We start from the raw sequence: 12,450 nt of genomic DNA, 5'->3' as shown, positions 1-12,450 counted from the left end.
TTTATTTCTATTTGAGGCACTTCTTTCTCCTTTTATATCTACTATATTCGCAATTTCAGTACGCTAGTTTTGTTCCGCTGCTAATAAAACATTCGTTTACTCTTAAACCAATTTTACTTGCTCGGCTGTATCAGATCTTGCATACTTAAATTAGGGGTGATTAAAATGAAAGCACGACAACTATTACCTATCATAGCTATTTGGTGGATCGCCATAGCCAGCTGTGGAATGATCACAGGAATCGCCATTACGAACAACTTAAAAGACAAAGAGAAAGCCCGTAAAGACTCATGATTATGAGTCTTTTTTTACTTGATATCTTCATTAGCGGAATAAAATTATTCCCTTTACTATACAAAATTAAAGAGATAGAATTAATTCTGAAATACGTATTTAGGAGGGCTTGTAATGATTGAATTAATTCTAGGTATTCTATTGTTAGTTTGGCCACTAGCCAAAATTCCGTATTTACTAAAAAACAAACGAGAATATGGTGTTTTTTTCACTTCTGATAAGAGAATTTTTGTTCCCAAGTACGTGAACTTCGGCAATGGACTAAATACTAACAATAAGCTAGGATTTACTATCAATATCCTAATTAGTATGAGCCTAATTATTGATGGGATTCTTAGACTTCGATAGAAGAATCTACGAAATAGCTCCAATTGTAGTAGCATATATATTATCTGTACTTACTAAAGTATTTTGATCAAACAAAAACGAAGCACAAGATTATTTAGATAAAGTAAAATAAGAGGCTCAAACATCAATTAAATGTGAATAAGTGATCACTTTCTGTATAAATGTACAATAACGATATTTGTTGCTGTTAATTATTCACCTCATCCTTCATAATGATTCTTACAGAAATTTTTATACAAATTATTTTGGAGGTGGGAAGAATGAATAAAGAAAGTTTATTATCCAAATGGTGTGACCGTATTTGGTTGCAGATTCTCTATATGTTGGGCGTAGGGATGGGAGTCGTCCTATTTCTTCACTGGAATGATTGGGATCTTCCACAAAGATTGATGGGACTCCTGACAATAATGGTTCCGCTTCACGTTTTTGAAGAAAACACATACCCTGGTGGGTTCTACTTTATGAATAATATCGGACAGCATTCGGATGCGCCTATGGTTTATCCTCAAAATAGATTAACAAATATGATCACCAATTTAGGTGCAGAAATTTACTTTATCTTTCTATTATTCTTCGCGAAGGATCTAGCTGCTATCTCTGTTTTAGTTGTGGTTCTATTTGGTCTTGGCGAAACATTCATGCACACGAAAGATGGGCTTGCTATATACAAGAAGTATCGGACAAAAGGAAAACGAACCATCTATGCTCCAGGAAATGCAACTGCCTTCACTGTATTATTTAGTATGAGTGTTTACGGGATTGATTGGTTAGTTAAAAATGGCTTGTCCATCAGTCAATTCTTCGCCGGCATTGGTTTGGTAGCTTTTGTTATCGTTGGACTGATTCTTTTACCTTTTTCAATCTCAAGAAAAATAAAAAGTAAAACCTTTGCTTTTACTGATTTAGGCTACTGGGCTAAATATGAACAAAAAAGATAAGTGTATGAACCACAGAAAACAAGATAGCTGTAGCTACTTTGTTTTTATGTGGTTCTCTTAATACCCACCCAATAACCGATCAAATTTTCTTTAACTTCATTTTTGCACGCCATTAATCTTTCTGACAAAACTAATCATCTTCTTTGAAAACCTTCTTAATTGCCCTAATTACAAGAGCATTTCTACTTAAATACTCCTCCCCTCCTAAATGTATGACTTATTCATCAATTTTAAAAATTTTGATGAAAAACATTTTAAATGACTATAGAATGAATGTAGGGAATGATTGGCCAATCTTCCAATAATATATTTGGAGGAACCTATATGAATTATTCAGTTGAATCACTACCATCAAAAAAAGTATTTTACAAACGTCGGGTTGGTGCTTATGGACCCGAAAATTATGCTTTAATGGACTCTATAAAGGCTCTTTTGAAAGAAAAAGACCTCTTCTCAGGAAATACAGTTATCTACGGTATTGCATTAGATGACCCAAATAGAGTCTCTGCAGAACATTGTCGTTATGATGTTGCTGTAGAGTCGGATACTGCCATAACAAACATGGACTCAAGAGAATTGGATTCAGGAAAATACGCAATTTTCCAAATCGACCATACTAGCAACGCTGTTTCAGCTTTTTGGAACACCTTTCCATCTTTATTAAGTCGAGATTCTTATACGATAGATTTTTCAAGACCCATTTTAGAAAGGTATAAAAACAGTTTAATCAACGATGGACGATGCGAAATGCTAGTACCAATAAAATAAAATGACATTCATGTAGAGAATCTTTCATAGGTTCTCTTTCTATTTGACAGCCCCACATTCGTTAGCTAGCTTTATTTACTCTTTAACAGAAGAAATTCTTCATGGTATACTTACTCAAAAAGTGGAGGTTGCCTATATGAAGCTAAGTAATTCATTTGAAACATTTGCCAAAGAAGCGCCTGAACATCAACAAGCTTTTGGACAGCTAGTACAAACTTGGGGTGATATTAGTGCCTTGGATGATAAAACCAATCATTTATCTTATCTAGCTGTTCTCGCCGCGACAGGGAAAACAAGCGGCATTCCCTTTCATGTTATGTTGGCAAAAAAATCTGGAGCAACAAAAGAGGAAGTCATTAGTGCTATTTTAGTTGGCCTACCTGCCGTTGGAAATGAAGTTATTAATGCGTTGCCCGCTGCAATTGAAGCCTATGATATGAATGAATAATTAAATGCCTAACAATTTAAAATAAAAATTGTTAGGCATTTTTATTTGATTAAATATCAACTCAAGCACGTCAATTTTAAAATTCTCTTTATAAATAATATTTTCTCATTCACGAACTATTTGAGCCGTTCACGGTTGACTCAACGACCTTTTTTGCTAAAATCAACCTGTCTAGCCATCTAGCGGAAACTAGTGGTGATCAATGTTGAAGGCGGCCAGTGATTGGCTGCCTTTTGAAATCGAGGTATTTTATGTCTATTGAAGAAGCCATCCTACTTGATACGTTGCGGTGCAGGCTGAACTTCCTGCGAACAAAAAAAGACTACTCTAAAGAGCACGTCGCAAACCAACTAAACCTTTCATTAGAACAATACGAAAATTATGAAGAAGGAGAAGTGTTACCTACTATTTTCGAATTGATTGACCTTTCAATTCTTTATCAAGTCTCTTTGGATTACTTAGTAGGGAGAACAGAGGAATAAACTAGTCCCTACCCTTTTTTTACATTAAATTAACCGTTGCTCAACATTCAGAGACTATACTATAGTTAAAGAAAGGAGGCGGCTACTATGACAGAAACTACCCCAGAGATTCGACAGCTTTGCGTACTCTTTAATACCAAATTAAATCGATTCCTCGTCTACGATAAGAATATCCCCCACGAATTTGCGATTGGCATTACCATTGAGCAAGCCATCAAAAAACTGAACATCGCTTCTTAGGACAACTACTGATTTTCAGTAGCTTTTTTTTTCTTCTTACAACCATCTTCAATCAATATCCTCCCTACTACCTTCATTTAATAAATCTCGCTCAGCCTTACAAAAATGTTCGTTTCATTTCGGACTTTAGTTTGATTTTTAACCCTTCACTATTAGGTATCCTTCTTTTGAAAGGAATGATTGATGTGAGACGCATAATTGGTTTTTTAATCCCCGTATTCGTAGTCTGCGGCGGTGCATGGTTTTGGTACGATCAAAATTATGGGACAACGGATTACTATACAAAAATAGTTCAGGAAGGCAAACGCGTGGATATTGGCAGCGGTGGCGGAATGGAGCAGTATCGATACAGTTATCATCTCCCAAGTTATACCAAAGATAATCATGAGAAAACACTCTCTTTTAACTCCGCCAAGGATAAAGAATTAAAACCAAATTCATATCTAGTTTTACATGTGAATGATAAAAAAGGCGTCATGGGCTGGGAAGAAGTAAAACCTAGTGATGTGCCGGCCTATGTGTTGCATTCGTTGGATAAGTAGCTCTTATTTAGAAATCAATTTCTTATACGATGACAGGGTATTTACTGCGTATAATGGTTGAGCGTAAAGCACAAAATAATTTGGGCTTTGCGCTTTTTTATGTATTACTCGCATAAGGAAAAGCTTTTTTGGGATTGTCATATGAAGTTTCCTTGCAACCGCACTAAATTTGTTTTATATAGCTATTCTATAATGTAGGAAAATTTTCTTGAGCTTACTTCCTATAGTTCTTTTTTAACTCCTCTTTCGTCAGCATCACTTCCTCCTACAGCGTTGTTTTGGACAAGTGGTTCTGCTATACTGCTAGTAATTTCTTGGTTCGACTATTGCCGATAAGGTGAAGCGATTACATAGGATTTTTTTGGAGGATAAAACATGAATTCAACAGTTACTTTCTATGTTACTCGACATGGTGAAACATTACTTAATCAATTACATAAAGCACAAGGTTGGGCGGATTCCCCATTAACTGAAAGAGGAATCCAAACGGCCACACAATTAGGACTGCAACTGAAAAATGTCCAATTTTCGGCAGCATTTTCCAGTGATACATCCAGAGCTTTAGAGACTGGAAAAACCATATTAACTGCACAGGGGCAAAATGAACTGCAAGTTATTATGGATAAAAGGCTCCGTGAGTGGTGTTTGGGCAGTTGGGAAGCAGAAAATAATAATAAGTTTATTTCCAGTATGATGAATGAATTACAGATACAAAACGATTTTTCAGAACTTAATTTCCGTCTGCCAGAAGTTCATGAGATTATTTATAAATCCGACATAACAGGAATGGTTGAACCGTTTCATATGATTACAGATAGATTGGAAAGTTTTCTCAAAGATACAGGTGATCATTTTATTCACTTGAATAATCCAAGCGTCCTGATCGTTACTCATGCTTTTGCTATTAAAACATTACAGTTTTTGTTTTCAAAAGAAATGTTGCGAAAAAAACCTAAAATCAAAAATGTCGATATTATTTGTATTAAATGGGATGGTAAAAGTTTTTCTATCCTTACATGATAAGCCTAGTACGCTTTTGCGGCTCAAGGCGATAATGCGAATTAAGAAAGGATCTGGAAATATGGCGAAAGATGTTTACAACAACCAATATGGACGTGTGAAATATATCGAAAAGGATAATGTCACACTACTTACATAAAAACAGAAATGCAGCTATGATCATTTTTTGAGATCTTTTATAATTATCCTCTCTTATATAAATTGAAATTACCTCCACTACTAGGAGGTCCCATTTGCTTGATAACCATAACTACCTCGGATTTTTTGTAACACCATAATGTTTAGCAGCTTTTTCAATTGTTGTTGACAGATACTTTTCTATAATTGGCTGAGTTAGTTGAAACTCGCTTAAAAATTTCCTTTCTTTCTTGCTTGCATCTTTGATATATTAACTAAAAATAGTCAATAAAAATTTTATAGGAGTCTTTCGTGGAAAAAATTGTCGTTTGGAGTTGGAGTTATGTTTCTTTCCTTTTATTTTTAAGTATTTATCTATTTGCTGCATGGGCTGTTGCCATAGAAGAAGGATTTACAAACATGGATTCTTGGTTGTCTGTCCTGCCTATTTCTTGTCTCTATTTATTCGCTCTTATGATGCAATTCACTATAATAGAAGTTAGAAATGACAAATTGGTTGTAAGGAAAATTGGCAATTTTAGAAAGCAAACTTTTTCTCTCTCTCATATTGAAGTTAGGTATGGGGTTAGAGAAAAATTTACTTATAGAGCACCCGCTATCTATCCAATCTATATTTACGATAAAGACTGGATTAAACAGCGGAAAATTCTTTGTGGCGATATTAGAGGAAGTGACTTTGATAAATTTTGGAAAAAACATGGTCATCCTAAAGAGTAATTTTCAATCATTTTTTTGTATTCTCTTTGATAGGCGTGCATAACATACCTGCTATCAAAACAAAAACGAGCAAAAGGCCTCAGCCTTTTGCTCATTTTCGTATTTCAATTAAACTTCAAACTGTACGCGACGGTAGCGAACGATTGCTGCTGCCATCAAACCAAGACCGATTACGATAAAGGCAATGATACCCATTCCACCAGTTGATGGTAATGTGCCGCCTTTAGACGTATTGGCAATTTGTAGTTCCGTTGCATTGTTATAAGAACCTTTGTCAACAGTGAAGTCTACATCGTCTGTTAATTTTTGGAAACCGTTCGGCGCTTTGATTTCTCGCAATTGATAGTCGCCGTATTCTAATCCTGTTACTTCAAACTGACCATTTGCATCGGAGATGTATTTTGTTGCAGTAGCGTAATCTTCGTTTGCTCCAACTGCTGTCCAAGTCATTGAATCTGGACCAGCTGTCAAGTAATGATCCACGCCATTGATTTGTTTGATAACAACAAATTCTGCGCCTGCTAATCCATTTGATTCACCTTCTTGGTGTTTGAAGAATTTCTTACCACCAGTAATAATTGGATCAATTGGATCGTTTGTCTTCACATCGTCTTGTCCGCCATCATGACTCATTGTTACAGTGAATTCGTTGTTGATGTCTAAATCAACTGGTGTATTTTCAGTGAATGACACCGTGTAGTAGAATTCAATTGTTTGACCAGCATATTGACCTAAGAAAGCAGCTGTTGCAGGACCTGCTGCACCAGTCAAGTTCATTGAAAGATTGAAGCCAGCATAGTCAGCCCAAGGCGCATTCTCATTTAGTGGCGTATAAGTACCATGTGTAACTAAAAAGTCATTCGCATTGACCGTATTGCCATCCACAACGATTCGATCAATTCCTTCAAATTTCACACCTGTTTGATCGACTTCATCGTGGAAATCCAATTTTTCGTAACGTGGTGTACCGTCAGTTTTAATATCACCGATTTGGCTAGGAATTTGGAATGACGCACGGTAGTGGATTTGTTGTCCAACTTCAAAGTCGTAAGCTCCTGCAGGGCGTGGTGGTAATGGATTACCATCTTCATCCACTAATTCTTTCACAGGATTTTCGCCTTCTACTTTGTTCTTCGGATACAAGTGAATATCTGTAAGCTCTCTGCCGCCGTCTTTAAGTGGTAACATCAAGATTAATTTGTATTCTCCGATTTCCACTCCTGGTTGAGCTTCTTCTTCAAAGAAGTATACTTTGTAGGTACCATCAGCATTTTTTGTTGGTAAGTTTGCAAACGTTGTATCTCCATTTGCATCTGTTGTTTGATCCGCACCAACTTGTGTTGCATTTGTTGCTGTAGCTAAATTAAAATCAGCCATCACTTGTCTAGCAATTGTATTGTATTGATCATCTGTTTCATTTCCAGTCAAACGCGAACGTAAGTCTGCATAGAAATCTTCAGAAATATCCCACGCTCTGAAAGTAACACCTTCTAAACCGTCATAGCGATCGAATTCTGGCATTTCTAACCCAGTATTTTCAGTGCTTGCATTCGGAAACTCGTCCATTTTTTTCTTGTGAATCGTTACATTCGCAGAATCAGCTGCGAACGCACTTTCTCCTCCACCTAGCACCCCTGCTAATAGTGGAATCATGCAGAGCAACGTGGTCAATAAAGCAACCCATTTTCTCTTATTTTTCATAATTTTTTTCCCCCTTGTTTTTGTTCAACCCAATTAAACCAACAGACATAAGCAACAACCCTAGAAAACAATAATTACGTATCAACTCATTAGTAGAAGGAAAGCTTTTCGGTCCCTCCCCTCCGCTTGGTGTTCCAATTGTTTTTGGTAAATCTTTCCTTGGTTCTGAGCTATCTGTTATCGGCGGTTCTGTCGATTTAGTTGGCGTAGTAGTAGACGATGATGTCGTCGTTGGTGGTGTTGTCGTAGGCGTCGTCGGAATCTCATCATATTTGCAATTAAAGAGCAAACTTGTGTATTCGATCTCTGTGCCTTCCAGCAATTGTGGTAAATAGACAACGATTGGCAGCATGTGATATTTCCCTGTTTCCCCTGAAGAAAGAATCAGGTAGGCTGCATTTTGTTCATTTTGATAGCGTGGCAGAGTAATCTTCGCACTGCCTGTATCGTCTAATAAAAGCGAGGATTCAGTGATTTTTTTCATCTGCTCGCTTTTGACAAAGTTGTCCAGCTTCTCTTTCGTGGAATACGTGTTTAAAATGTACTCCTTATCCACCTTCTCATTACTTGCCCGTTTGACCCGCCATTCAGTCAGATCATAAACATCTAATACGATGTTTTCAGTGCCTTCATGCACGAAGCCTTTTTCGTCCCGTGTATTAATCTGTACTTCTACCTGACTTTCCTCTGCAAAAGCAGTAACCCCCAAGTTACAAATCCCCAGAATTAGTCCCAAGAGAAGAATCATTTTTTTCATTACGATCCCCTCCTCTTAGTATGAAGCCAGTAGAGGCTGCCTAGCAGTCCACCTGCTGTTGAAATAACGCCAATGGCTACTTTGAAGAACATTGCGGTACCTGAACCACCTGTTGATGGCAAAGGTCCTTGTCCGCGCTTCCTATTGGTGACAGTTAATTGAATAAGGTTCGGATTTCCTACCCCACCTGATCCGCTGACACTTGAATTCGGCTGAATTGTGACATTCCCTGTTTGCGAAATACTGACTCTGACTGTCCCGCTCATTCCTTGATACCCATTCGGAACGACCGTTTCAGATAGACTGTATTCACCCGGTCGCAAACCGGTAAATTCAAAGTTTGGTCCGCCTGCTTTGGTTTCATCGTAATTTGTTCCGATCAACCTAAAGCTGGCACCTCTTAGTTCATTGCCGTCTTGATCTACTTTTTTGATCTTCAATGTGAAATCAGACAATTTATTCGTCACTTTGTATGGCGATGACTTGCCATTCAAAGTAATCGTCAAAGCTGTTCCAGCAGCATTTTCCACCGCTCTTAGTTCGATATCCGCCATTTTTTCATGCCCGGCTGGCACATAGGTTTCCTCTACAATGAAGTCACCCATTGGAATATCCGTGATCGTCACTTGACCATTTGCATCTGGTTCAAGATCGGTCGCTAAGACTTTGCCATCTGACTTACGTGTCACAGAGAATTTCGGTTTATCTTTCGTAAATGGTGTCTTTCCATCATTGCCGTACTTGCAGATCACGGCTTTTCCTGTCAGCAGCTTATTGGTCAACTTAATGCCGCCTGTCGGAATTGTTTTCGCCGTAAAGCTAGTCCCATAATTGTAGGTTGGCTTGGCATAGCCTGTCGTCCGTGATTCTTCCACCACTCGATAGGTCGCATTGCCACCTTCAACGCCTTGGAATACCCCTTTCCAATTGTCGATCGGTGTCAGCGTCAATGTCTCCACATCTTGCCAAGTACTGCCACTTTGTTTCTGCAAGGTGACCCTTACATAGCTGGTTCTCAGCCCCCAATAATTATCTGTTCCTTTGAATTCATCCGACCAGAGTTTCTCCACCGGAATCTCAAAGTCCTTCGATAGCTTATTGGTCACTTTGTAAGGCGATGATTTGCCGTTCAATGTAATGTTCAAGCCTGTTCCCGCACTGTTTTCCACCGCTTTAAGTTCTATGTCTTCCATCTTGCTGTAGCCATCAGGTACATAGGACTCTTCCACGATGAAGTCACCCAGCGGAATATCGGTAATCGTTACTTGACCATTCGCGTCCGGCTCAAGATCAGCGGCTAAGACTTTGCCATCTGACTTGCGTGTTACTGTAAACTTCGGTAAATCTTTGGTAAATGGTGTTTTCCCATCTTCCTTGTACTTACAAATAACTGCTTTCCCCGTCAGCAATTTATTTGTGAGAATAACTCCTTTGCTCGGTACTGTCTTGGCTGTAAATTCATCCACATTAGAAGTCGGCTTCGCGTACCCTGTTGTTCGAGAAGCCTCAACGACCCTGTAAACATGGCTTCCGCCTTCCGCTGTGAACTCGTCCCGCCAATTATTCGCTGCATTCAGCGTCTTCGTTTCAACATCAACCCATGAGTTTCCACTTTTTCTTTGTAAAATAACTTTGACACTGTTTCCTCGAAGTCCCCAATAATCCTCTGTGTTCTTAAACGAATCTGACCATTTCTTCTCAACTGGAACCTTGAACTCTTTCGATTTTCCTTTGACTGAAGGTACCCCAAATTCTAATTTCACATCTGATTGTTCCGGTGTCGGTAGCAACGTCGTCTTCCCATTTGTCTGATACCACTTGCCGCCTTCGTATTCATCTAGTTCGGTCTTCAAGCGAAGTTTATAGTCTATTTGAATCTCTTGATTTCCATATAAGTTGATATTATCAACCGTGATCTTGTTGTTTACGACCTTCGGATCATTTGGTAACTTACTCGTTTCAATCGCTGGCACACCAGACTTTTTGATTTCTTTAACAGTCGGTTTTCCAACTAGCTCAAACATATCTCCGATTGGATCCTCGATGACCCCTTTATCAACTGTTTGAATGACTGATGTAAACCAATCCTCAAAGGAAATATCAAAATCGCCGGTAGTGTTGGCATGATAGAATTGATAATCGTTTTGTGTATCGCCAGTAGCGTTAGATTTCTTCGAAGCAATCTTATACAATCCTCTGATTAATTCCGAATCTGTATGTTGTTCATAAGTGAGATTCTTTTTAATATTGATTGCGATCGAATTAATTTCCATTCCTTGATCCTTGATGTTTTGCGCAGTGGAATTGACTGGTGTTAAGTGACTATATATTCGTTGACCAGTTCCTGTTAATCTGTAACCCGATGGAATTTTCACAGTATATGATGGATATGGATATTGATATGGCTGCAAATCAACTCCTGTATTTATTGAAGAGTATTCTGTAATTCGTAAACCATCATAATAAATATTAGAATCCGCAACCGCTGAAACAGGTCTTGCGCTAAAGTTAGGTGCTCCGTCAGTTAAAAGAAATATCACCTTTCGTCGATTTGTTCCACTTGCATTATTTAGCATTGTCTGTGCATTCATTAACGCTTTTTGTGTATAGGTATTCCCATATGGTGTCATTCTGTTATAAGTATTTACTAAATTTTGCCAATTGGATTCGTTGCTAGACATAGCTACGGTTGCATTAGAGTAAGAAGTGTTTTCAGAAGAAGAATAAATCACTCCCCCAATTCTAAGGCTATCCGTCTCTGGTTCAGCAGCCCTAAATTTATCAATCAACTTTTGGAGCGAGTCTACAGCTAGTTTCTTTCTTGATATTCCTCCAATATACCCCTCTGATTGAATCATAGAAGAAGAATTATCCAACACAAAACAAACATCTACCCCAGGTTTAGCAATCGTACTTCCTCGAACATTTAGGCGAACATCGAACTCATCTTCTTTAGAGGTTTCACTCGCATATTTACGTAGTGAAATATTTGGTTTTGATTTCTCAACACCATATTTGATATAAGAATTCGTATAGTTATCTGGTGTAACACTCCATTGCGTTAGACCATCCCAACCACTTTCTCTCTCATAGCCACCTTGATGATTTCGCACATTTGATTGTCCAGTTGGCGTCCAGTAGCATGTAGGATAAAGGCCGTTATTGTTCGTATAAACAGGTGCCTTGTTGGTATATTTCGGTGGATCCATTCGAAGCAGACCATTATTCGGGACTGCTGTCGCTGGCACTGGTACGATTTCTTCTGGTTCAGGCGGTCCGATAAAATCTTCGGAGCTGGTTTTGACCGCAGCTTTACTATCAGAAGTTTCGATTTCTTCCTTTTCTTCTTTTGCATCGTTCACTTTTAGAACAAAAGGCTCTTTGACATCTAAAATATTTTCTTGCGTCTTAGTGTCCTGCTTGTCAGAAAGAGTCTGCTCGTCCATTTGAACGTCCAAATTGAGTGTTTTTACTGATTTGGGCAGATCAAAAACAAGTTGCCCTTCCATTGAGGATGAATAGTTTTTTTCAATTAACCATTCATCTTTTTCGATCATGTCATCAATAGTTGGATAGGTTATCACCTTTCCTTTCTCATCGGTTACTTTCAATTTGAGGCGTTGCTCTTTATCACTTTCTTCGCTTTGCCTGCTAAACGTGATTCGCCAACGAGTCGATTCTTCTTTTGTTTCATAGTCGTAGGAGACATTCAAAAATTTTTCGTCGATCAATTCTGTTTTGGTCGTCTCAGCATGTGCTGTAACGAATGATGGCAGCGTTTCTGTGATAAAAGAAAACAACAGAACAACTAACATGAGTAAGTGCTTCTTTTTCATTTCATATTTTCCTCCCTTCATTCCTTTTTTCACCCACTCTCCCTTCCACGTAACAATATGATAACTGATATCATTTTCTTCCGCTTATTGTGTTTTTTTACAATATTTTGTTATTCAAATCGGATATTTTGTAGTTGTTTTGTTGTTTTTTATGATTTTTAGTGTTATCCCATCCAATTTTTTAATTTGAAATAAAGAATAATAAAGTTTGAATGTCGCAA

13 protein-coding genes are annotated in these 12,450 nt (G+C 38.0%); 10 read left to right on the top strand and 3 right to left on the bottom strand.

Annotated features, from left to right (window positions below; genetic code table 11):
* The first annotated feature begins 165 nt into the window (after window positions 1-165).
* The 10 genes from RV13_RS21550 to RV13_RS11970 all read left to right on the top strand — a co-directional run bounded on the left by RV13_RS21550 (window position 166) and on the right by RV13_RS11970 (window position 5,935).
* Entirely contained in the window at window positions 166-294 is a 129-nt protein-coding gene (locus tag RV13_RS21550) for a hypothetical protein (protein ID WP_255212360.1), read from the top strand.
* A 114-nt stretch (window positions 295-408) separates the two neighbouring features.
* Window positions 409-642: a hypothetical protein gene (locus tag RV13_RS12005; RefSeq protein WP_010745440.1), complete on the top strand. Its 234-nt coding sequence runs from the start codon at window positions 409-411 to the stop codon at window positions 640-642.
* 260 nt (window positions 643-902) lie between these two features.
* Window positions 903-1,580: an HXXEE domain-containing protein gene (locus RV13_RS12000; RefSeq protein WP_010745439.1), complete on the top strand. Its 678-nt coding sequence runs from the start codon at window positions 903-905 to the stop codon at window positions 1,578-1,580.
* Between the two features lie 324 nt (window positions 1,581-1,904).
* On the top strand, window positions 1,905-2,348 hold the full coding sequence (locus RV13_RS11995; protein WP_010745438.1) for a GyrI-like domain-containing protein: 444 nt from the start codon (window positions 1,905-1,907) through the stop codon (window positions 2,346-2,348).
* A gap of 136 nt (window positions 2,349-2,484) precedes the next feature.
* Entirely contained in the window at window positions 2,485-2,796 is a 312-nt protein-coding gene (locus RV13_RS11990) for a carboxymuconolactone decarboxylase family protein (RefSeq protein WP_010745437.1), read from the top strand.
* A 251-nt stretch (window positions 2,797-3,047) separates the two neighbouring features.
* A complete protein-coding gene (locus RV13_RS11985; protein ID WP_010745436.1) occupies window positions 3,048-3,278 on the top strand; it encodes a helix-turn-helix domain-containing protein in 231 nt (76 codons plus the stop codon).
* A gap of 87 nt (window positions 3,279-3,365) precedes the next feature.
* The gene (locus RV13_RS21025) at window positions 3,366-3,518 is read left to right on the top strand and encodes a hypothetical protein (protein WP_010745435.1); all 153 of its coding nucleotides are present in this window, start codon (window positions 3,366-3,368) and stop codon (window positions 3,516-3,518) included.
* 176 nt (window positions 3,519-3,694) lie between these two features.
* Window positions 3,695-4,060 (top strand): YxeA family protein, encoded by a 366-nt coding sequence (locus tag RV13_RS11980; protein WP_081630590.1) that lies wholly within the window; start codon window positions 3,695-3,697, stop codon window positions 4,058-4,060.
* A gap of 375 nt (window positions 4,061-4,435) precedes the next feature.
* Window positions 4,436-5,080: a histidine phosphatase family protein gene (locus RV13_RS11975; protein WP_010745433.1), complete on the top strand. Its 645-nt coding sequence runs from the start codon at window positions 4,436-4,438 to the stop codon at window positions 5,078-5,080.
* 429 nt (window positions 5,081-5,509) lie between these two features.
* Window positions 5,510-5,935 carry a hypothetical protein gene (locus RV13_RS11970; protein WP_010745432.1) on the top strand — a complete coding sequence of 142 codons (426 nt, stop codon included), beginning with the start codon at window positions 5,510-5,512 and terminating at the stop codon, window positions 5,933-5,935.
* Window positions 5,936-6,043: 108 nt separating this feature from the next.
* Here the strand turns inward: RV13_RS11970 and RV13_RS11965 are convergent, their stop codons facing one another.
* From RV13_RS11965 to RV13_RS11955, 3 genes are read right to left on the bottom strand one after another with little or no spacing between them, the layout of a single operon-like run.
* Window positions 6,044-7,636 (bottom strand): SpaH/EbpB family LPXTG-anchored major pilin, encoded by a 1,593-nt coding sequence (locus tag RV13_RS11965; RefSeq protein WP_010745431.1) that lies wholly within the window; start codon window positions 7,634-7,636, stop codon window positions 6,044-6,046.
* Window positions 7,626-8,393, bottom strand: coding sequence for a hypothetical protein (locus tag RV13_RS11960; RefSeq protein ID WP_010745430.1), 768 nt, complete (start codon window positions 8,391-8,393; stop codon window positions 7,626-7,628). The genes RV13_RS11965 and RV13_RS11960 overlap by 11 nt, the downstream gene beginning before the upstream one ends.
* A complete protein-coding gene (locus RV13_RS11955) occupies window positions 8,393-12,229 on the bottom strand; it encodes a SpaA isopeptide-forming pilin-related protein (RefSeq protein ID WP_010745429.1) in 3,837 nt (1,278 codons plus the stop codon). Before RV13_RS11955 ends, RV13_RS11960 begins: the two co-directional genes overlap by 1 nt.
* Window positions 12,230-12,450 lie beyond the last annotated feature (221 nt).

Origin of the sequence: Enterococcus raffinosus, from assembly GCF_001886185.1 — a bacterium.
Lineage (GTDB): Bacteria > Bacillota > Bacilli > Lactobacillales > Enterococcaceae > Enterococcus_A > Enterococcus_A raffinosus.
Note: the sequence above shows the minus strand (reverse complement) of the source record. Positions and strands in the feature narration are given on the sequence as shown.

Excerpts from the sequence above, each read along its gene's own strand:
- RV13_RS21025 (WP_010745435.1), top strand. The coding sequence starts at position 3,366 with ATGACAGAAACTACCCCAGAGATTCGACAGCTTTGCGTACTCTTTAAT.
- RV13_RS11990 (WP_010745437.1), top strand. The coding sequence starts at position 2,485 with ATGAAGCTAAGTAATTCATTTGAAACATTTGCCAAAGAAGCGCCTGAA.
- RV13_RS12005 (WP_010745440.1), top strand. The coding sequence starts at position 409 with ATGATTGAATTAATTCTAGGTATTCTATTGTTAGTTTGGCCACTAGCC.
- RV13_RS11980 (WP_081630590.1), top strand. The coding sequence starts at position 3,695 with ATGATTGATGTGAGACGCATAATTGGTTTTTTAATCCCCGTATTCGTA.
- RV13_RS11955 (WP_010745429.1), bottom strand. The coding sequence starts at position 12,229 with ATGAAAAAGAAGCACTTACTCATGTTAGTTGTTCTGTTGTTTTCTTTT.
- RV13_RS11975 (WP_010745433.1), top strand. The coding sequence starts at position 4,436 with ATGAATTCAACAGTTACTTTCTATGTTACTCGACATGGTGAAACATTA.
- RV13_RS11960 (WP_010745430.1), bottom strand. The coding sequence starts at position 8,393 with ATGAAAAAAATGATTCTTCTCTTGGGACTAATTCTGGGGATTTGTAAC.
- RV13_RS11985 (WP_010745436.1), top strand. The coding sequence starts at position 3,048 with ATGTCTATTGAAGAAGCCATCCTACTTGATACGTTGCGGTGCAGGCTG.
- RV13_RS11995 (WP_010745438.1), top strand. The coding sequence starts at position 1,905 with ATGAATTATTCAGTTGAATCACTACCATCAAAAAAAGTATTTTACAAA.
- RV13_RS21550 (WP_255212360.1), top strand. The coding sequence starts at position 166 with ATGAAAGCACGACAACTATTACCTATCATAGCTATTTGGTGGATCGCC.
- RV13_RS12000 (WP_010745439.1), top strand. The coding sequence starts at position 903 with ATGAATAAAGAAAGTTTATTATCCAAATGGTGTGACCGTATTTGGTTG.
- RV13_RS11965 (WP_010745431.1), bottom strand. The coding sequence starts at position 7,636 with ATGAAAAATAAGAGAAAATGGGTTGCTTTATTGACCACGTTGCTCTGC.